This window comes from Shinella sp. 1A1 (assembly GCF_055379515.1).
On record NZ_AP039672.1, the window covers coordinates 1,218,882 to 1,238,753 of the forward strand.

General features: G+C 67.0%; 18 protein-coding genes. 10 read left to right on the forward strand and 8 right to left on the reverse strand.

The window, feature by feature from the left end; all coding sequences use genetic code 11:
• The first annotated feature begins 31 nt into the window (after nt 1-31).
• Nucleotides 32-937 carry a glutathione-dependent disulfide-bond oxidoreductase gene (yghU, locus tag ACZ48C_RS22425; protein WP_464783032.1) on the forward strand — a complete coding sequence of 302 codons (906 nt, stop codon included), beginning with the start codon at nt 32-34 and terminating at the stop codon, nt 935-937.
• Between the two features lie 11 nt (nt 938-948).
• Nucleotides 949-1,326 carry a hypothetical protein gene (locus tag ACZ48C_RS22430; RefSeq protein WP_318912996.1) on the forward strand — a complete coding sequence of 126 codons (378 nt, stop codon included), beginning with the start codon at nt 949-951 and terminating at the stop codon, nt 1,324-1,326.
• A gap of 11 nt (nt 1,327-1,337) precedes the next feature.
• Here ACZ48C_RS22430 and ACZ48C_RS22435 read toward each other — a convergent pair whose 3' ends face one another.
• The 6 genes from ACZ48C_RS22435 to ACZ48C_RS22460 all read right to left on the reverse strand — a co-directional run bounded on the left by ACZ48C_RS22435 (nt 1,338) and on the right by ACZ48C_RS22460 (nt 7,376).
• Nucleotides 1,338-2,402 carry an ABC transporter ATP-binding protein gene (locus tag ACZ48C_RS22435; RefSeq protein WP_464783033.1) on the reverse strand — a complete coding sequence of 355 codons (1,065 nt, stop codon included), beginning with the start codon at nt 2,400-2,402 and terminating at the stop codon, nt 1,338-1,340.
• The gene (locus ACZ48C_RS22440) at nt 2,399-3,322 is read right to left on the reverse strand and encodes a PfkB family carbohydrate kinase (RefSeq protein WP_464783034.1); all 924 of its coding nucleotides are present in this window, start codon (nt 3,320-3,322) and stop codon (nt 2,399-2,401) included. Before ACZ48C_RS22440 ends, ACZ48C_RS22435 begins: the two co-directional genes overlap by 4 nt.
• Nucleotides 3,323-4,345 carry an SIS domain-containing protein gene (locus ACZ48C_RS22445; protein WP_464783035.1) on the reverse strand — a complete coding sequence of 341 codons (1,023 nt, stop codon included), beginning with the start codon at nt 4,343-4,345 and terminating at the stop codon, nt 3,323-3,325.
• The gene (locus ACZ48C_RS22450) at nt 4,342-5,187 is read right to left on the reverse strand and encodes a carbohydrate ABC transporter permease (RefSeq protein WP_119255229.1); all 846 of its coding nucleotides are present in this window, start codon (nt 5,185-5,187) and stop codon (nt 4,342-4,344) included. Before ACZ48C_RS22450 ends, ACZ48C_RS22445 begins: the two co-directional genes overlap by 4 nt.
• The gene (locus ACZ48C_RS22455; RefSeq protein ID WP_119255230.1) at nt 5,187-6,071 is read right to left on the reverse strand and encodes a carbohydrate ABC transporter permease; all 885 of its coding nucleotides are present in this window, start codon (nt 6,069-6,071) and stop codon (nt 5,187-5,189) included. The genes ACZ48C_RS22450 and ACZ48C_RS22455 overlap by 1 nt, the downstream gene beginning before the upstream one ends.
• 66 nt (nt 6,072-6,137) lie before the next feature.
• The gene (locus tag ACZ48C_RS22460) at nt 6,138-7,376 is read right to left on the reverse strand and encodes an extracellular solute-binding protein (protein WP_119255231.1); all 1,239 of its coding nucleotides are present in this window, start codon (nt 7,374-7,376) and stop codon (nt 6,138-6,140) included.
• 141 nt (nt 7,377-7,517) lie between these two features.
• Here ACZ48C_RS22460 and ACZ48C_RS22465 point away from each other — a divergent pair, with 141 nt between their 5' ends.
• Entirely contained in the window at nt 7,518-8,723 is a 1,206-nt protein-coding gene (locus ACZ48C_RS22465) for an ROK family transcriptional regulator (RefSeq protein WP_464783036.1), read from the forward strand.
• A 6-nt stretch (nt 8,724-8,729) separates the two neighbouring features.
• Here the strand turns inward: ACZ48C_RS22465 and ACZ48C_RS22470 are convergent, their stop codons facing one another.
• The gene (locus ACZ48C_RS22470; RefSeq protein WP_119255469.1) at nt 8,730-9,632 is read right to left on the reverse strand and encodes a LysR family transcriptional regulator; all 903 of its coding nucleotides are present in this window, start codon (nt 9,630-9,632) and stop codon (nt 8,730-8,732) included.
• A 272-nt stretch (nt 9,633-9,904) separates the two neighbouring features.
• Here ACZ48C_RS22470 and ACZ48C_RS22475 point away from each other — a divergent pair, with 272 nt between their 5' ends.
• The 7 genes from ACZ48C_RS22475 to ACZ48C_RS22505 are packed head-to-tail and all read left to right on the forward strand — an operon-like array spanning nt 9,905 to nt 17,979.
• Nucleotides 9,905-11,410: a leucyl aminopeptidase gene (locus ACZ48C_RS22475; RefSeq protein ID WP_464783037.1), complete on the forward strand. Its 1,506-nt coding sequence runs from the start codon at nt 9,905-9,907 to the stop codon at nt 11,408-11,410.
• Between the two features lie 28 nt (nt 11,411-11,438).
• Nucleotides 11,439-12,344 carry a proline iminopeptidase-family hydrolase gene (locus ACZ48C_RS22480; protein WP_464783038.1) on the forward strand — a complete coding sequence of 302 codons (906 nt, stop codon included), beginning with the start codon at nt 11,439-11,441 and terminating at the stop codon, nt 12,342-12,344.
• Between the two features lie 14 nt (nt 12,345-12,358).
• A complete protein-coding gene (locus ACZ48C_RS22485; protein WP_119255234.1) occupies nt 12,359-14,020 on the forward strand; it encodes an ABC transporter substrate-binding protein in 1,662 nt (553 codons plus the stop codon).
• A 20-nt stretch (nt 14,021-14,040) separates the two neighbouring features.
• Nucleotides 14,041-15,057, forward strand: a complete 1,017-nt coding sequence (locus tag ACZ48C_RS22490; protein WP_119255235.1) for an ABC transporter permease — start codon at nt 14,041-14,043, stop codon at nt 15,055-15,057.
• Complete coding sequence (locus ACZ48C_RS22495; RefSeq protein WP_119255236.1) at nt 15,057-16,028, forward strand: ABC transporter permease; 972 nt, start codon at nt 15,057-15,059, stop codon at nt 16,026-16,028. Before ACZ48C_RS22490 ends, ACZ48C_RS22495 begins: the two co-directional genes overlap by 1 nt.
• A complete protein-coding gene (locus ACZ48C_RS22500) occupies nt 16,025-16,984 on the forward strand; it encodes an ABC transporter ATP-binding protein (RefSeq protein ID WP_464783039.1) in 960 nt (319 codons plus the stop codon). Before ACZ48C_RS22495 ends, ACZ48C_RS22500 begins: the two co-directional genes overlap by 4 nt.
• Nucleotides 16,981-17,979, forward strand: coding sequence for an ABC transporter ATP-binding protein (locus ACZ48C_RS22505; protein ID WP_464783040.1), 999 nt, complete (start codon nt 16,981-16,983; stop codon nt 17,977-17,979). The genes ACZ48C_RS22500 and ACZ48C_RS22505 overlap by 4 nt, the downstream gene beginning before the upstream one ends.
• A gap of 33 nt (nt 17,980-18,012) precedes the next feature.
• Here the strand turns inward: ACZ48C_RS22505 and iolD are convergent, their stop codons facing one another.
• The gene (gene iolD, locus ACZ48C_RS22510) at nt 18,013-19,854 is read right to left on the reverse strand and encodes a 3D-(3,5/4)-trihydroxycyclohexane-1,2-dione acylhydrolase (decyclizing) (RefSeq protein WP_464783041.1); all 1,842 of its coding nucleotides are present in this window, start codon (nt 19,852-19,854) and stop codon (nt 18,013-18,015) included.
• Nucleotides 19,855-19,872: the final 18 nt, after the last annotated feature.

Genomic DNA, 19,872 nt, shown 5'->3' on the forward strand with positions numbered 1-19,872 from the left:
TATGCTTCCGCCGACCAGAAGGATGGATTGCATGACCGAGAAATCTCCGAACGACAATTTCCCCGCCGGCTACGAGCCGGCCGAAGTGTGGACCTGGGACAAGGGAAACGGCGGCACTTTCGCCAATATCAACCGCCCCGTCGCCGGCCCGACGCATGACAAGGCGCTGCCCGTCGGCAAGCACCCGCTGCAGCTCTATTCGCTCGCCACGCCCAATGGCGTGAAGGTGACGATCATGCTGGAGGAGCTTCTGGCCGCCGGGCATGCGGGCGCCGAATACGACGCCTGGCCCATCCGCATCGGCGATGGCGACCAGTTCGGCTCCGGCTTCGTCGACGTCAATCCGAACTCGAAGATCCCGGCGCTGATGGACCATGCGCCGAAGGACGGCGGCAAGCCGCTGCGCGTCTTCGAATCCGCCTCGATCCTGCTCTATCTCGCCGAGAAGTTCGGCGCCTTCCTGCCGGCCGAGCCGCGCGCCCGCACCGAGGCGATCAACTGGCTGTTCTGGCAGATGGGCTCCGCCCCCTTCCTCGGCGGCGGCTTCGGCCATTTCTATGCCTATGCGCCGATCCGCATCAAATATGCGATCGACCGCTATGCCATGGAGGTCAAGCGCCAGCTCGACGTGCTGGACCGCCATCTCGCCGACAACCGCTTCATGGCCGGCGCCGACTACACCATCGCCGACATGGCGATCTGGCCCTGGTACGGCAGCCTTGCGCAGAACAAGCAGTACGGCAATGCCGGCACGTTCCTCGAAGTCGAGAGCTACAGGAACGTCCAGCGCTGGACGGCGGAGATCGCCGCCCGCCCGGCGGTGCAGCGCGGCCGCATGGTCAACCGCCTCACCGGCGACCCATCGGAGCAGCTGCACGAGCGGCACGACGCCTCCGACTTCGACACGCAGACCGAGGACAAGCGCGGCAGAGCGTAGGAAGAATCGACATGGCAAACCTGCCCGACATGACCAAGCACCGCGGCTTTCCCTCCGGCATGCCGGGGACCGGCGTGCAGTTCACCATCCGCCGCGCCAATCCGCGCGGCGTGACGCCCATCAAGGCGCTGCCCCGGCGCGCCCGGCCGGGCACGGCGGAACACCGCATCGACGCGGCGTTCCTGCATGCCCTCTGGCATCATTTCGGCGACGAGCCCTTCGAGCGGGGCAATCTCGACGCCGCGCGCCTCAGCCTGCTCTTCGGCCGCGAGGTCGTGCCGGCGGAGAAGGATTTCGATCCGCTCTCCTACGAGGCCATGCTGATGATCGACGAGCGGGTCGCCCGCCAGAGCTTCCCGGAATCCTTCGAGGACGTGTTCGAGGTCTGACGCGCGGCGGCTCAGTTGAGCCGCTGCTCCGTTTCCGCGTCGAAGACGTGGAGGGCGGCGGGATCGACGGTGAGGAACACATCCTCACCGGCCTCGATGCGGGCGGAGGCGGGGAGCGCCGCGACGAGGCGCTGGCCGCCAACCGTGACGGTGACGATGCGCTCCGGCCCTGTCAGTTCGGCGACCTCGCAGCGCGCGGCAAGACGCAGCCCCTCGCCGCCGGTTCTCACGGCCTCGGGGCGCAGGCCGAGCACCAGCTTGCGCCCCGGCGCGAGCTTTTCCACCCCCGGAACCGCAAGCACGATATCCGTCCCTTCGACCTTCACCCCGTCCGGCCCGGCGGTGGCGGCAAGGAGGTTCATCGGCGGCGCGCCGACGAAGGTCGCGACATAGAGCGTCGCCGGCCGATCGTAGATCGCTTCCGGCGTGTCGAGCTGTTCGATGCGGCCGTTCCGCATCACGGCGATGCGCGTCGCCAGCGTCATCGCCTCGATCTGGTCGTGGGTGACATAGACGACGGTCGTCCTCGTCATCTGGTGCAGCCGCTTCAGCTCCGTGCGCATCTCCATGCGCAGCTTGGCATCGAGGTTGGAGAGCGGCTCGTCGAAGAGGAAGATCTTCGGGTTGCGCACCAGTGCGCGGCCGATGGCGACGCGCTGGCGCTGGCCGCCGGAAAGCTGGCCGGGCTTGCGCTCGAGAAGATTCTCGATCTGGAGGAGCCTTGCCGTTTCCACCACCGCCCGGTCGCGCTCGGCCTTGGCCACCTTGCGCATTTCCAGGCCGAAGCCGATGTTCCGGTGCACAGTGAGATTGGGATAGAGCGCATAGGACTGGAACACCATGGCGATGTCCCGGTCCTTCGGATGCATGCCGACGATGGAGCGGCCGTCGATGCGGATATCGCCGCTCGTCGGCTCGGCGAGGCCGGCGATGATGTTGAGCAGCGTGGACTTGCCGCAGCCCGACGCCCCGAGCAGCACGAGGAACTCGCCGCTTTCCAGCGCGATGTCGATGCCCTTCAGCGTCTCGACGGCGCCGTAGTTCTTGCGGATGGCCTCGATGGTCAGCGTGCTCATGCCGGTCCTTTCTCGGCGGTCGGGACATACCGCCTCGGATGGGTGGAAATCGCCGTGGAGGCGACGGTCGTACCGGCCGCAAGGCTCGCTTCCAGCCCCCTGCCCCCGGCATAGGCGGCAAGGAACGCCGCATTGAAGACGTCGCCGGCGCCGATCGTGTCGACCACCGCAACCCGCGGGGCCTCGGCCCGCAAGAGCCCGCCATCCGCATCGACGGCGATGGCGCCATTCGGCCCGCATTTCACGACGACGATGGCGTCCTTCGGCATGCCGCGCTGCAGGATGCGGCCGGCCTCCACCGGATCGGCGACGCCGGCAAGGCTCGTCGTCTCCACCTCGTTGAAGAGGGCGATGCGGCAGCGCGACAGCCAGCCTTTCGCCGCCACCCGGTTGCTTTCCGTCCAGCCGTGCAGCGGCCAGCCGGTATCGAGCGCGACGGCGATGCCGTGGCGGTCCGCCCAGTCGAAGAAGCGGTCGTAGTCCTCCACCAGCCGGTCGGTGAGGAAGGAGCCGCACAGAAGCGCGATGCCACCGGCAAGGCGCGAACCGTCGAGCACCGCGAAGACATCCTCCAGGCTGAAGAGCGGCAGGTGCCCCCGCGTCGTGAAGAAGGTGCGCTCGCCGTCCGGGTGTGTGATGCCGACGGAAAGCGTCGTGCTGTCGCCATGCACCGGCCAGTTCCGCGCCCGCGCGCCGAAGCCTTCCGCAAGCCAGGCACCGAAGCGGTCGCTGCCGATGCTGGCCGCGATCTCGAAGGGTGTGCCGAGCGCCATCCAGGCAAGCGCCGCATTGCCGGCGGAGCCGCCGACACGCAGCTCGTCATGGTCGACGATGATCTCCGTGCCCGGCTGCGGCCAGGGCGCGGCCGGCCCCATGATCAGGTCGACATTGACGTTTCCGACGACGGCAAGCGGTCTCACTCATTCACTCCGGGTAATCTTGCTGGAGCGCACCGGCGTTCCGGCATCGGCGACACGGGCGGCGGCAAAGGCGATCATCAGGCGTTGCGCCGTCGGCAGCATGGAGAAGATGGCGGCAAGCCCCGCCGAGGGCGGGAAGGCGATCGTCGCGGCCCCCGCCACCGCCGGACGGCCGGAAGCGTCGAAGACGACGAGCTTCGCGCCGGCCTCGGCCACGGAGACCGCCATGGCCGTCACCAGGTCGGCGGTCGCATCGTTGCCGCGGAAGAGCACGACGCCCATTTCCGGCGACAGCATCTCCATCGGCCCATGCCGCAACTGGCCGCCTTCCAGCGAGAAGCACGGCACCCGCGACAGCTCCGTGAAGCCGAGCGCGATGGCTTCGGCAAGGCCCTGCAGATGCCGGCCCGACGTCACGACGGAGCGAACGCCCGAAAGGGCGGCAAGCGCCTCCTCGATGGCGGGTTCCGCCGGGTTCTCCAGCGCGGCGATGGCCGGCCCCATCTCCTCGCCAAGCGCGCCGAGGATGGCAAGATGCAGCGCGAAGCTCACCATCAGGCTGCGTGTGGCGGCGAAGGCCCGCTCCGTGCCACCCGCGCCGACAAGACAGGGCGCGGTGCGGGCGAGGAACGAGCCACCCTCCAGCGTGAAGCCGAAGGTTTCCGCATTGCCGCCCGTCTCGCCGAACCAGCGCAGGACCTCGGCGCTCTCGCCCGACTGCGAGGTGATGAAGACGGTTCGACCGTCGAGAACGAGCGGCGCGCAGAGCTGTTCGGAGAGCGGCAGCGCAATGGCGTCGATGCCGAGGCGGCGGTAAAGCGGCTCGACCGCGCGGCCGACGGCATGCGAGCCGCCCATGCCGAGAAGAAGGAGCCTGCCGGTCCGCTTGAGGCTTTCGGCGGCCCGTGCCGCCATGGCGCCGTTGGCGTGGAAGGAGGCCAGCGCATCGGCGTGCTGGCGTGCCATTTCCCGGTCGATGGCTCGGAGCCCTTCCGGCCGTGTCGCATTCGTCGTCATCGTCATCCTTTCACACCGCCGCTGGTGAGGCCGGAAATCAGGGCCCGTTGCATGAGAAGTCCGACCAGCACCGGCGGCAATGCGGCAAGCACGCCGGCGGTCGCGATCAACCCGTAATCGGAGACGCGCCCACCCGCGAGGTCGGCGATTGCGACCGTCAGCGTGCGTGCGCGCTGGTCGGAGGTGAAGAGCAGCGCATAGAAGAACTCATCCCAACCGAGCAGGAAGGCGAAGAGCGCCGACGTCGCGACTATGGGCATGGCGAGCGGCAGGGTGACGATGCGCAGGGTGGCAAAGAGGCTCGCCCCGTCCATCATCGCCGCCTGCTCGATCTCGCGCGGGATTCCGTCGAAGCCGGATTTCATCAGCCAGGTGGTGAAGGGCGCGAGGATGCTGAGATAGACGAGCGCAAGGCCGAAGACGGAATTGAGCAGCCCGAGCGCGGCGAGCGCCATGTAGAGCGGCACGGCGAGCGCGACCGGCGGCAGCATGTAGGTGGCGATGACGAGCGACAGCGACCAGCCGACCGACGGCGTGCGCGAAACGGCCCAGCCGGCCGGAATGGCGAGCGCGATGGCGGCGATCGTCGCCATGCCGGCAACGAGGATGCTGTTGACGAGCGACGCGACGAAGGAGGCGCCGGCGCTGTTCGGCACGGTGGACAGGAGGTTGGCGTAGCGCGAGAAATCCACCGTGCCCGGCCACCAGCGCAGCGGCCGCGCCATCAGGTCGGCGGCCGGCGAAATGCTCATGACGAAGAGCCACAGGATCGGCGCGAGGATGACGGCCGCCAGAAGAAGCGCGGCACCATGGATGAGGATCGAGGCGAGGAGGCTGCGGCGTTCCATCAGGCGGCACTCCCCGCAGCGCGGCGCACCAGCATGCCGTAGCCGATCGCCAGCACCGTCACGATCAGCGTGACGACGAGGGCGAGCGAGGCCCCGGAGCCGGCGCGCTGGAAGGAGAAGGCTTCCTGGTAGACGAGGATCGACAGGGTGCGCGTGGAATTGGCCGGCCCGCCGCGCGTCATGACCCAGATGATATCGAACACCTTGAAGGCCTCGATGGTGCGCAGCACCAGCGCCACCATCAGCGGCCCGGCAAGATAGGGCAGGATGACGAAGCGGAAACGGGCGAAGGGCCCGGCGCCATCGACCAGCGAGGCGGAGGTGATGTCGCGCGGCACCGCCTGCAGCGCGGCGAGCGCGATGAGGGCGACCAGCGGGAAGTTCTTCCAGCAGTCGGCAAGGATCAGCGCCGTCATCGCGGTGGCGGGCTCGCCGAGCCAGGACCGGTAGGCATCGAGGATGCCGACCTGCGTCAGCGCGGCGTTCAGCGCGCCGTATTCCGGATTGTAGATCAGCCGCCAGAGCGTCGCGTTGACGACCGTCGGCAGCGCCCAGGGCAGGATGAGCAGGGCGCGCAGTACCGTGCGGCCATAGAATTGCTGGTTGAGAAGCAGGGCGGCGAGTACGCCGAGCACCATTTCCGCCGTCACCGAGACGACGGCGAACCATGTGGTCGCAGAAAGCGCCCGAAGGAAATTGCTGCTCGTCAGCATCTTCGCGTAGTTGTCGAAGCCGACGAAACTGCCGCCGAGGCCCACCAGCTTGGCATCGGTGAAGGAAAGCCGCACCGTGTCGACCATCGGCCAGCCGATGACGGCCAGCATGATCGCCAGAAGCGGCAGCATGAGAAGCCATGCCCGGGTCGTCATCCAGGTGCTGGACATAGCGTCCTCTCGTCCATTTCGATCAGAGCGTGCGCGGGCGGCCGGGGCCGCCCGCGAGGCATTCCATCAAAGGCCGCTGTTTTCCGCAGCGGACTTCAGCGCGTCCTCGGGCGTCGCCTGGCCGAGTAGTGCTTCCTGGATGGCCTGCTGCAGCGCCGTCGACAGTTCCTGATACTTCGGCGTGGTCGGGCGCGGATACATGGCGGCAAGGCTGAGCTTGGCGGCCGCGATCATCTCCTCCTGGCCGGCGGTGACGGCCGGATCGTCATAGGAGGAGGCCCAGATCGGCAGGCTCAGCTTCGCATAGGCGTTCTGCGTTTCCTGCGAGGTCATGTGGACGATGTATTTCCAGGCTTCGTCCTGGTGCTTGCTCGTGGAGGTGATGCCGAGGCCCATCGAGCCGTTGACGGCCGAAACCTCGCTCTTGCCTTCCACGCCCGGCGCCGGCACGACGCCGACCTTGCCGGCAACCTTGCTGTCCTTGCCGGCATTGGCCATGTTGTACATGTAGGTCCAGTTGAGCGCGAAGGCCGCCTCGCCGTTCTGGAAGACGTTGCGCACATCCTCCTCGAGGAATTCCTTCGAGTTCGGGTTGGTAACGCCCGACGTGTAGCTGTCGACCATGTATTTCAGCGCGTCGAGCCCGCCGCCTTCGGTGAAGGCCGGCTTGCCGTCCTTCAGGAATGCGCCGCCATAGGCGCTGACGAGGGTGGTGTAATCGCAGATCGCCGCTTCCGCCTGCGACCAGCTCCAGGCGATCGGCGTGGCGAGAATGCCCTTGTCCTTGATGGTCTTGGCCTGCTCGTTCAGTTCGGCCCAGGTCTTCGGCGGCGCCTTGATGCCGGCCTTTTCAAGGATCTCCTTGTTATAGAACAGGTATTTGGTGTCTAGGATCCAGGGCATGCCGTAGGACTTGCCGTCATAGTCGACGGTGGTCCAGGCGCCGGGCAGCACACCCTTCTTCATGTCGTCGGTGATGCGCGGGGTGACGTCGGCCAGCACGTTGTTCGTGGCATATTCGGCCGGCCAGATCACGTCGAAGAGCACGACGTCGTAACCGCCGCCGGAGCCCTGCGCCAGCACGGTCTTGTCGTGCAGGCCCTCATAGGGCACGAATTCCAGGTTCACCTTGATATCCGGGTTCGCCTTGGTGAAGGCATCCGTCATGGCGCGCACATCCGCCTCGCTATAGGCGGCCTGCGCCATGAAGAGCGCGTTGAGCGTGGTTTCGGCAAAGGCGTGCGGGGCCGCTGCGCCCACGATGAATGCCGCGCCGAGAAGGGTCTTCGTAATCGATTTCAACATGCCGTCCTCCAGTTTGCTCGGTTGTAAGCAAGGCGCCCGCGGCGCCCTGCCCTGTTCCCGGAACGCTTCGGTTCCTTATTAAGTCAAAACTATTGACTTAAGTGTTCTGTATTCTTCAAATGGTGTCAAGAGGGGATGCCGATGAACGAACTCAGGAAGATCCGCGCCAAGAGCGGCACCAACCAGGAAGGCACGAGCGCCCACAACCGGCGCGTCCTCATCGAAGCCATCCGCCTCAACGGCCCCCTGTCGCGCGCCGACCTCGCCCGCGCCACGCGCCTGACCAAACAGACGGTGTCCAACCTTATCGAAAGCCTGGAGGCCGACGGGCTCGTCGCCTCGCAGGCCGTGGTGCGCGGGGCGCGCGGACAGCCCTCGACGCCCTACGGCCTCGTTCCCGAAGGCGCCTTCGCCCTCGGCGTGCAGATCGACCGGGAGCTTGCCCGGGTCGTCGCGGTCGATCTTCTCGGGCGGGAAAGTGCCCGCGCGGTGGCCAACCTGCCGCCCGGCGATCCTGCCGGCGGCAGCCGCGTGATCCTCGACCTCGTCGACACGGTGCGGGGCGAGCTCGCCGCGCGCATTCCCGCCTCTATCCACCGCCTCACCGGCCTCGGCGTCGCCATGCCCGGCCCTTTCGGCCTGGAGCCGCCGGACGACGACCGCTGGATGATGGGCAAGTGGCAGACCTTCCCGCTTCTCGAAACGCTCGCCGCCGGCACGGGGCTCGAAACCAGCCTGCAGAACGACGCCTCCGCCTGCGCCACCGCCGAGCGGATGGGCGGGGCCGCCGACGGCCTCGACCATGTGGTCTGCCTCTATCTCGGCTATGGCATCGGCGCCGGCCTCATCCTCGGCGGCGAACTCTACAGCGGCAGCAACCGCAATGCCGGCGAGCTGGGCATGGTGCTGTTCTCCCGCGGCGGCAGCGTGCAGCCGCTCGAGCACCGCGCCTCGCTCGCCTCGCTCTTTCAGAGCCTCGGCCTCGATTCCGCGACGACCGACGCCTATGACGCGGTCGAGCGGCTGGCGGCGCAAGACGATCCGCGCATCCGCACCTGGCTCGCCGGGGCGGCGGCGGATTTCCGCCAGGCGGTGCACATGGTCGAGACCCTTTTCGATCCGCAGACCGTCATCCTCACCGGCAGCGCGCCGCAGCCGCTGGCGCTCCGGCTGTTCGAGGCGATCTTTCCCCTGCTGCCTTCCAATGCCGAGCGGCCGGGCCGGGCCCTGCCCCGCCTCCAGCTCGGCACGATGGATCCCTGGGCCGTCGCGCTCGGCGCTGCCGCCGAGCCGATCCGCCGGACCTTCGATCCGCTTTTCGCGGCGATCCTGAAGGAAGCCTCCTGAGGGGCCTTAGGCGATGTTCATCGCCCGCTTGTGCCCGGCGACCTCCGCCAGCAGCCAGTCCTGGAAGACGCTGGTCCCCGCCTTGTTGCCGATGCTACGGCGCTGCTGGAGATAATAGCCCGCCGGATAGGCATGGCGGGCGGCGAAGGGCGCGACGAGCTTGCCCTGCCGCAGGAGATCCTCCGCCATGATCGTGTCGGCAAGCGCGATGCCCGCGCCGTTCATGGCCTCGCGCATGATCAGGGTACAGTCGTGCAACGTGGAGCCGGCCGGCACGGCACCTTCGGAAATGCCCTCCTGCTCCAGCCACTGCTTCCAGCGTGTCGTCTCGCATTCGTGAATGAGGTGATGGTGGAAGAGATCGGCGGGTGAGCGCAGCGGCACCGGCCCCTCCAGCAGCGACGGCGCGCAGACCGGCGTCAGCAGCAGCGGGATCATCATCGTCAGAGCCGGCCCGGCCTTGTAGACGAATTCGTCGACGATCGCGAGATCGACATTGGTGCGCTTGCCCGAGGTGGAGATTTCGAGGTCGACATTCGGATGCAGGCGGCGGAAGTCCGGCAGGCGGTCGGCAAGCCACAGGTTGAGGAAGGTCGGCTCGCACATCAGCTTGACGCGCTGCGCCTTCTGGCTGCGCGGCCCCTCGCGCAGGCTGACATCCTCCGTCGCGCGCCAGATCGTCTCGAAGGCTTCCGAAAGCGTGCGGGCATAATAGGAGCCGCGCATCGTCGGCGTCACCTGCCGGAAGCCGCGCTCGAACAGCTCCTGGCCGAGCGTCTTTTCGAGCGTGCGGATATGCCGGCTGACCGCCGACGGCGTCAGGTGCAGCTCTTCCGCCGCGTCCTTGATGCTGCCGAGGCGCGCGGCGGCTTCGAAAGCGCGCATGCCGTTGAGGGAAGGTAGAACCATGGCGGCGACCATGGATTATCACTTGAGTTTTTGTCAATCGATATGGACGAAATTGACGCTTGAATGGCCGTCCCCTTCGGCGGTACCGATTTGGACCGAGCCCCTAAGTCGCCACGGGAAAACGGTTATTCCGCCCATGGCTCCCATCTTGCCACCGCTGATGGTTGGTTTCGGCACGGCCATCTCTTGCGGACAGGCGCCCAGTGCCGCCTTCCGGGAATGGGACGGGCCTCGCAGCCAGCCTCCGCGTTGCCGTAACAGGAAGCAGGCCTATGCCCCAATCGCCCGTCCCGGTCTTCGAAGCGGCTGACGCCATCGCTGCCGATGCCTCCGTCATCGTGATCCTGAAGGCCGACGGGCAAGCCCTCGGCCCGCGCGCCGCGGCGCTCGACGAGGCTGCCGGCGGCATCCTTTCGCGCGCCTGTTCCACCGCGGCCGAAGCCGGCACCTGCATCGATCTCGTTCCGCCGCAGGGCGTTGCAGCCCGCCGCCTGATCGTCCTGTCGCTCGGCAAGGCCGAGACCGTCAGCGCGCTTTCGCTGGCCAAGGCCGGCGGCAGCCTTGCCGCCCATCTGGAGGACAAGGGCGAGGACGAGGCGACCCTCGTTCTCGATCCCATTGCCGGCGTCTCGCTTTCCGGCGCAGAAATCCTGGCGCGCGTGGCGCTCGGCCTCAGGCTGCGACGCTACCGTTTCGACCTGCGCAACAAGCGGCCCGTCGCCGCGGTCGACAAGGTCTGGCGCCTGCAACTGGTCGGCGCGGACAAGAATGCACTGGAGGCTGCGCTTACCCGCACCAATGCCGTCGCTGAGGGTGTCGAATATGCCCGCACACTGGTCAACCTGCCGCCCAACCACCTTCATCCCGAGAGTTTCCCGAGCCATCTCGAGCCGCTGCGCGCAGCCGGCATCGAGGTCGAGGTGCTGGACGCCGGCCACCTGAAGGAGCTCGGCATGAACGCGATCCTCGCGGTCGGCGCGGGCTCGGTGCGCGCGCCGAAGATCGCCGTGCTGCGCTATCGCGGCGAAGGATCGGGCGAGCAGCCGCTCGCCTTCGTCGGCAAGGGCGTCTGCTTCGATTCCGGGGGCCTGTGCATCAAGGGCGGTGAGCAGATGTTCGACATGAAAGCCGACATGGCCGGCGCTGCCGCCGTCGTCGGTCTCCTCCTGTCGCTCGCCCGGCAGAAGAGCCCGGTTCATGCCGTCGGCGTTCTCGGCATTGCCGAGAACCTGCCCTCCGGCACGGCGCTGAAGCCCCGCGAGATCATCACCACCGGGTCGGGCCAGACCGTCGAGGTCTTCGATACCGACGCGGAAGGCCGCCTCATCCTTGCCGATTGCCTCTACTATACGGCGACACGCTTCGAACCCTCCGCCATCGTCGACCTTGCGACGCTCACCTATTCCGTGATGCGCGGCCTCGGCTCGATCTTCGCCGGCCTCTTCAGCACGGACGACGCGATCGCCGCGCAGATGATCGCGGCCGGCGAGACGGTCGGGGAGCGCTTCTGGCAGCTGCCGCTTGACCGCGCCTATGACGAAGGGTTGAAATCGCCGCTGGCGGACCTGCGCCACCATGCCAAGGACATGGAAGACGGCGATGCGCCCTATGCCGCCGCCTTCCTCCGCCATTTCACGGAAGACCGTCCCTGGGTGCATCTCGACATCGCCGGCAAGGAGCTGGCTGGCGAGGATCGCCCGCTCGGCCGGGAAGGCGCCACGGCCTTCGGCGTTCAGATGCTGGAGGAATGGGTGCAGATGAATAGAAAGAGCGCTTGACGCGACTTCGACCTTGGGAGGGGGAAACATGCCGGATCGGATCAACAGCACGGAAGGACGGGCACCGTTCCGGGGCTACGAGACCTGGTATCGCGTCAGCGGCGACCTTCGCAGCGGCAAGCTGCCGGTGGTCATCCTGCATGGCGGACCGGGCGTCGCGCACAACTATGTCGACGCCTACAAGCTGCTGGCCCGCGACGGCCGGACGGTCATCCATTACGATCAGCTTGGCTGCGGCAACTCCACCCTGCTGCCGGAAAAGGGCGCAGACTTCTGGACGCCGCAGCTTTTCATCGACGAGCTGGAAAGCCTCGTCGATCACCTCGGCATCCGCGGCGGCTTCCATGTGCTCGGCCAGAGCTGGGGCGGCATGCTGGGCGCCGAATATGCCGTGCTGCAGCCCGAAGGCCTCGTCTCGCTGACCATCGCCAATTCGCCCGCCTCCATGAAGCTCTGGGTCGAGGAAGCCAACCGGCTGCGCGCCGACCTGCCACAGGACGTGCAGGACACGCTGACGCGGCACGAGACGGCCGGCACGACGGACCATGCGGATTACCAGCAGGCGACGAACGTCTTCTACGAGCGGCATGTCTGCCGCGTCGTGCCCTTCCCGCCGGAGGTGACGGCGAGCTTCGAGCAGGCGGCGCGCAATCCCACCGTCTACACGCTGATGAACGGGCCGAACGAATTCCACGTCATCGGCACGCTGAAGACCTGGAGCGTCATCGACCGCCTTCCGGCCGTCGACGTGCCGACGCTCATCATTTCCGGACGATACGACGAAGCCACGCCCGCCACGGTGCAGCCCTTCAAGGACGGCATCAAAGGCGCGCGCTGGGAAATATTCGAGCATTCCAGCCACATGCCGCATGTCGAGGAACAGGAAAACTGCATGCGGGTGGTCGGGGACTTCCTCAATCAGCACGATCGATAGAAAAGGGGACAGACATGAAGAAACTGCTTTTGACGGCCTCGACCGTCGCACTTCTGGCCGGCGGATGGCTGGCTCCGGCGCAGGCCGAATACCAGCAGGACCACCGCGGCGGCACGATGCGCCTTCTCGCCCGCTCGGCGGCCGGCACGCTCGACCCGCATATCAACTACACCGACCAGGGCTGGCAGATGTACCAGCCGATCTATGACGGCCTCGTCGCCTTCCGCAAGGCCGAGGGCACGGACGGCTTCACCATCGTCCCGGACCTCGCCGAAGCGCTGCCGGAGGTCACCAACGACGGCAAGACCTTCACCTTCAAACTGCGCAAGGGCATCAAGTTCTCCACCGGCCAGGAGGTCGGCGTGAAGGACGTGGTCGCCTCGTTCCAGCGTATCTTCAAGATTTCCGGCCCGACCTCGGGCACCTTCTATGCCGGCATCGTCGGCGCGGACAAGTGCCTTGCCGAGACGAAGACCTGCACGCTGGAAGGCGGCGTCGTGGGTGACGAGGCCGCCGGCACCGTGACGATCAACATCGTCAAGCCGGATGCCGAATTCCTCTACAAGCTCGCCCTTCCCCACGCCGTGACGCTGCCGGCCGACACGCCCGCCGAGGATGCCGGCTCCGTGCCGATCCCGAGCACCGGCCCCTACATGATCTCGGCCTTCGACCCCAACAAGGGCATGACCGTCTCGCGCAACCCGCACTTCAAGCAGTGGAGCGAGGAAGCCCAGCCCGACGGCTATCCGGACGTGGTGCAGTACGACTTCGGCCTTTCGGAAGAAGCCGCCGTGACGGCGATCCAGAACGGCGAGGCGGACTGGATGTTCGACGCGCTGCCGAGCGACCGCCTTGGCGAACTCGGCACCAAGTACAAGGACCAGCTCCACATCGCGCCGCTTTCGGCCTGGTGGTATGCGCCGCTCAACACGCGCCTTGCGCCCTTTGACAACATCAAGGCCCGCCAGGCGGTGGCCTTCGCAATCGACCGCAACACGCTGGTCAAGCTCTTCGGCGGCAAGGTTCTCGCCTCCCCGGTCTGCCAGGTCCTGCCGCCGGACTTCCCCGGCCATGTCGACTATTGCCCCTATACGAAGGACCCGGGCGCCAAGTGGTCGGCTCCCGATCTCGAAAAGGCCAAGCAGCTTGTCGAGGAATCCGGCACCAAGGGCCAGAAGGTCACGATCATCGTCGAGGATACCGCGGTCTCGCGTTCGATCGGCGTCTACCTGCAGAGCGTCCTGACGAGCATCGGCTATGTCGCCGACGTGAAGCCGATCTCCGCCAACATCCAGTTCACCTATATCCAGAACACCAACAACAAGGTGCAGATGTCGGTGACCCAGTGGTACAAGGACTATCCGGCCGCTTCCGACTTCCTGCACATCCTGTTCGGCTGCGCCTCGTTCCGCGAAGGTTCGGACGCCTCGATCAACATTGCAGGCTTCTGCGACGAGGCGATCGATGCCAAGATGCAGAAGGCGCTCGACCTCGGCGTGACCGACCAGGCCGCGGCAGACGCGCTCTGGGCCGAGATCGACCATGAAGTCACCGACCAGGCGCCGGCCGTCGGCCTCTTCACGCCCAAGCGCCTCGACTTCGTCAGCAAGCGCCTCGGCAACTTCCAGTTCAACCCCCAGTTCAACTGGATGATCACCCAGTCCTGGGTACAGTAAGACCCGGCGGAGGGGTTTGCGTGTCGAATGAAGCCGTTGCCGTGCAGCGCCGGACGCGGGGGCCATGGGCCCTCGCTTTCGCGCGGCTGAGGCGCAACAGGGCCGCGATGGCGTCCCTTAGCGTCTTCCTCATCATCGTCCTCGCCTGTCTCAGCGCGCCGCTCTATGCGCGCTGGGCGGGTGTCGATCCGTTCACGTCGACGCTCGACGCGGTCATCCACGTCGACGGCGTGGAGGTTCCGGTGATGGAGCCTTCGACGGAAGGCCTCGGGCTCGGCTACACGCCGATCGGCCCGACCTGGGAACTCGGCAACTACTTCCTCGGCTCGGACAACCAGGGCCGCGACGTCATGGCCCGCCTGCTCTACGGCGGGCTCAACTCCCTGATGATCGCGGGGGCCGCTACCATCTTCACGCTGATCATCGGCACGGCGGCGGGCCTGACGGCCGGCTATTTCGGCGGGCTCACCGACACGGTGCTGTCGCGCCTGCTCGACGTCCTCTGGGCGTTTCCGATCTACCTGCTCGCAATCTCGCTCTCCATCGTGACGATCGCGCAGGGCATTTCCATCGGCCCGATCCTCATCGAATCCGGCAGTCTCTGGCTGCCGGTCATCATCATCGGCATCGTCTATGTGCCCTATGTGGCCCGGCCCATCCGCGGCCAGGTGCTCTCGCTGCGCAACAGCGAATTCGTGCTCGCCGCCATCAATCTCGGCGTTCCGGGCTGGCGCATTCTCCTGCGCGACATCCAGCCGAACATCACGACGACCCTCATCGTCTTCGTGCCGCTGATGATGGCGCTGAACATGCTGACGGAATCGGCGCTGTCCTTCCTGTCCATCGGCGTGCAGCCGCCGGCGGCAAGCTGGGGCACGATCATCCAGGACGGACAGGCGCTGCTCTATACGCGCCCGCTCGTGGCGCTCGCGCCCGGCATCGCCATCGCGCTGTCCGTCATGGTCCTCAACGTCTTCGGCGACGGTCTGCGCGATGCGCTCGACCCGCGCTCGAAGGTCCAGCTGGGGCGCACCTGATGATCTACGCCATCCTGCGCCGCTTCGGTCAGATGCTGTTCGTCATGTTCGGCATTTCCGTGATCGTCTTCCTGATCTTCTTCGCAACGCCCGGCTCCGATCCCGCCGCGCGCATCGCGGGCCGCAACGCCTCGCCCGAGGTGCTGGAGGCCGTGCGCCACTCCTTCGGCTTCGACCGCCCGCTCTATGTCCAGTACGGGCTGATGATGCAGAAGATCTTCGTCACCGGCGACCTCACCTCCTTCGTCAACCGCGGCTGGAAGGTCGTGCCGGCCGTGCTCGACGCCATCCCCGTCACGCTGTCGCTGGTCTTCGGCGCGGCGATCCTGTGGGTGGTGATCTCCGTCATCATCGGCATCGTGGCGGCCGCCACGCGCGACAGCTGGCTGGACAAGCTCCTGATGGCGCTCGGCCTCATCGGCATCTCCATGCCCGTCTACTGGCTCGGCGAGGTGATGAACCTCATCACCCAGAGCCGCTATCACGATACCTGGCTGTTCTCCTGGGTGCCGCCGCTCGGCTACAAGCCGCTGATGAGCGACCCGAAGGGCTGGTTCCTGACGCTGGTCATCCCATGGATCACGCTTGCCGTGCTCTATATCGGCATCTACGGTCGCGTGCTGCGCGCCGCGATCATCGAATCCATGCAGGAGGACTTCATTCGCACCGCGCGGGCCAAGGGCCTGTCGGAGACGCGCATCCTGCTGCGCCATGCCCTGCGCACCTCGCTGATCGCCTTCGTCACCCTGTTCGGCCTCGATTTCGGCGCGCTCGTCGGCGGCTCGGCGCTGCTGACCGAGGTGGTCTTCGGCCTCAACGGCATCGGCAAGCTCACCTATGACGCGATGCAGAACCTCGACCTGCCGATGATCATGGCGACGGTGATGTATGCCTCGATGTTCGTCGTCATTGCCAATGCGGTGGTCGACTTCGTCTATATCCTTCTCGATCCCCGTGTGAGGACGTCATGATGCTCTCCGTGCGCGACCTCAGGGTATCGTTCCGCACCGAAGACGGCCTGGTGCGGGCCATCGACGGCGTCTCCTTCGACCTCGACGAGGGCGAGATCCTCGGCGTCGTCGGCGAATCCGGCTCCGGCAAGACCGTCTCGCTCCTGGCGGTGATGGGCCTCATCACCGATCCCAACGCCACGATCGAAGGCTCGATCCGCTACAAGGGCCGCGAGCTGATCGGCCTTCCGGCCCGCGAGCTCCGGCGCCTGCGCGGCAACGAGATCGCCATGATCTTCCAGGATCCGATGACGGCGCTGACGCCCGTCTACACGATCGGCTGGCAGATCGCCGAGCAGATCCGCGCCCACCGGAACATCAGCAAGGCCAAGGCGCTCACCCAGGTGGAGGAACTGCTGGCGGAAGTGAACTTCCCCAATCCGCGCGAGGCCATGTCGCGCTATCCGCACCAGCTTTCCGGCGGCATGCGCCAGCGGGCGGTCATCGCCATGGCGCTCTCCTGCAATCCGGCGCTGCTGGTGGCGGACGAGCCGACGACGGCGCTCGACGTCACCGTGCAGGCCGGCATCCTCGACCTCGTGCGCAAGCTGCGGTCCACGCACAATTCGGCGGTCGTCTTCATCACGCACGACATGGGCGTGGTCTCCGAGCTCGCCGACCGGGTGATGGTCATGTATGCGGGCCGGGTGGTGGAACGCGGCAGCCGCGCGGCGCTGTTCTCCGATCCGCGCCATCCCTATACCCGCGCGCTGCTCGGCTCGATCCCGCCGCTGACCGGCGACAAGCCCCATCGCCTGCCGGCCATTCCGGGCTCGCCGCCCTCGCTGCTGCGCCTGCCGCAGGGCTGTGCCTTCGGGCCGCGCTGTCCGGTGCGCTTTGCGGCCTGCACGGCGGAAAAGCCGGCCCTTGGAAGCGGCCCCCACGCCGCCGCCTGCCTCCGCGAGGCGCAAGCATGAGCGACACGATGACGAAAACCGAAGGCCCCATCCTCGAAACCCGCGCGCTGATGAAGCGCTTTTCGATCGGCAGCCGCTTTTCGGCGGAAGGCCGGCGCACCGTCCATGCCGTCGACAATGTCTCGCTGACGGTGCGGCGCGGCGAGACGCTGGGTCTCGTCGGCGAATCGGGATGCGGCAAGTCAACGCTCGCGCGCTGTCTCGTGCGGCTCTACGACATCACCGACGGCAAGCTGTTCTTCGAGGGCGAGGACATCACGGGCAGGTCGCTGAACGCGCTGCGGCCGATGCGCCGCCGCCTGCAGATGGTGTTCCAGGACCCGTCCGCCTCGCTCAATCCACGCCGCCGCGTCGGCGACCTCGTCGCCGAGCCGCTGCGCATCCACACGAAGCTCTCGGCCGCCGAGATCAACCGGCGCGTCGCCGAACTCTTCGACATCGTCGGCCTCCTGCCGGACCATGTCACGCGCTATCCGCACGAATTTTCCGGCGGCCAGCGCCAGCGCGTCGGCATCGCGCGGGCCATCGCGCTCAATCCGGACCTCGTGGTGCTGGACGAGCCCGTCTCGGCGCTCGACGTGTCGGTGCAGGCGCAGATCGTCAACCTGCTCGCCGACCTGCAGGAGAAGCTGAACCTCACCTATATCTTCATCGCCCACGACCTGTCCGTGGTGCGTCAGGTCTCGACGCGCATCGCGGTGATGTATCTGGGATCGGTCGTCGAGGAAGGTCCGGCGGAAGCGGTGTTCTCCGCACCCGCCCATCCCTATAGCCAAGCGCTGATCTCGGCCGTACCGGTGGTGGAGACGACGCCCGGCGGATCGCGCCGGCGCATTCTCCTGACCGGCGACGTGCCGAGCCCGCTCAACCCGCCCTCCGGCTGCCGCTTCCACCCGCGCTGCCCGATCGCGCAGGACCGCTGCCGCACGGAGCGGCCCGAGCCGACGGCCTATGAGGGCGGTCGCAAGGTCGCCTGCCACTTCCCGACGATCTGAGGCCGCCGGCCTTCGCCGGCGGCCGTCTCGGCGTCAGACGCCGACGCGCTGCTTCTTGCGGCCGGCCTGCTGGTCGGCGGCGGCGGCGTTGACTTCGGACCGTGCGCTCACCTGCGGCACGCCGACATCCCACCAGGCATCGCCCGGCGTCCAGGTGAAGGCATCGGAAACGATGGTGATGACCGTGGTGCGATCCGTGGTCTGCGCCCATTCGACCGCATCGCCGAGATCGGCAAGGCTCTCGACATGGCGCGTCAGCGCGCCCATCGCCTCGGCATGCTTGGCGAAGTCGACGGCGAAGGGCTCCTTGACGCGGCAATCCTTGATCAGGTTGTTGAAGCCCGGCGTGCCCTTGGCGTTCTGCAGGCGGTTGATGACAGCATAGCCGCCATTGTCGCAGACGATGAGGATCATCTTGTGGCCGGAAAGCACGGTCGAGTAGATGTCCGAGTTCATCATCATGTAGGTGCCGTCGCCGATCATGACGATGGGCGTGCGGGTCGGGTCGGCCATGGCCGCGCCCCAGCCGGCGGCGATCTCGTAGCCCATGCAGGAGAAGCCGAACTCGCAGTCGAAGGTGTTCGGCGCCTTGACGCGCCAGTTCTTCATCACCTCGCCCGGCAGGCCGCCGGCGGCGGTGATGAGGAGGTCGCGCTCCCTCGCTTTGGAATTGACGATGCCGACGACCTGGGCATAGGTCGGCACCGGCGCGTTGGTCGGCTTCTGGTAGCCGTCGAGCGCGGCATTCCATTTGGCGAATTCCTGCCGGCCCTTTTCCGTCCAGCCGCTATCCGCCCTGTACTCGCCGATGGCGGCTTCGAGCTCGCTCACCGTCTCCAGCGCATCACCGACGACGGCAACGGCGCGGTGCTTGTTCGCATCCCAGCGCGCCGCATTGATCGAGACGAAGCGGGCATCCGGCGAAAACGCCGTCCACGAGCCGGTGGTGAAGTCCATGAGGCGCGTGCCGACGGCCAGCACCACATCGGCCTCGCCGGCCAGCGCATTGGCCGAGGTCGAGCCGACGATGCCGATGGGGCCGACATGAGCCGGATGGTCATGGGTGACGGTGCCCTTGCCGGCGATGGTCTCGCAGAGCGGGATGCCGTGCTTTTCCGCGAAGGCCGCGAGCGCCGCCTCGGCGCCGGAATAGCGCACGCCGCCGCCGGAGATGATCAGCGGACGCTTGGCGGCCTTCAGCACGCGAACGGCCTCGGCGAGGCTGTCGCGGTCCGGCCGCGAGCGCGGGGCCTTGTGGACGGTCGGCGCAAAGAAGCTTTCCGGATAGTCCCAGGCGATCTCCTGCACGTCCTGCGGCAGGCCGATGAAGGCCGGGCCGCAATCGGCCGGGTCCAGCATGACGGCGAGCGCCTGCGGCAGCGAGGCGATGATCTGCTCGGGATGGGTGATGCGGTCCCAGTAGCGCGTCACGACCTTGAAGGCGTCGTTGACGGTGATCGTCGGATTGCCGAAATGCTCGACCTGCTGCATGACCGGGTCGGGCCGGCGGTTGACGAAGCTGTCGCCGGCCAGAAGCAGCACCGGCAGGCGATTGGTATGCGCCACGCCCGCCGCCGTCACCATGTTCAGCGCGCCGGGGCCGATGGAGCTGGTCGCCACCATGATCTGGCGGCGGCGCGTCGCCTTGGCGAAGCCGATGGCGGCGAGCGCCATGGACTGCTCGTTCTGGCCGCGCCAGGTCGGCAGCGTATCCTTCACCGCTTCCAGCGCCTCGGAAAGGCAGGTAACGTTGCCGTGGCCGAAAATGGCGAAGACGCCGGGAAACAGCGGCTCGCGCTTGCCGTCGATCTCGGTGAACTGGTTGCAGAGATAACGCACCAGGGCTTGCGCCATGGTCAGGCGGATGGTGGACATGGTAAACCTCCCTGAGCC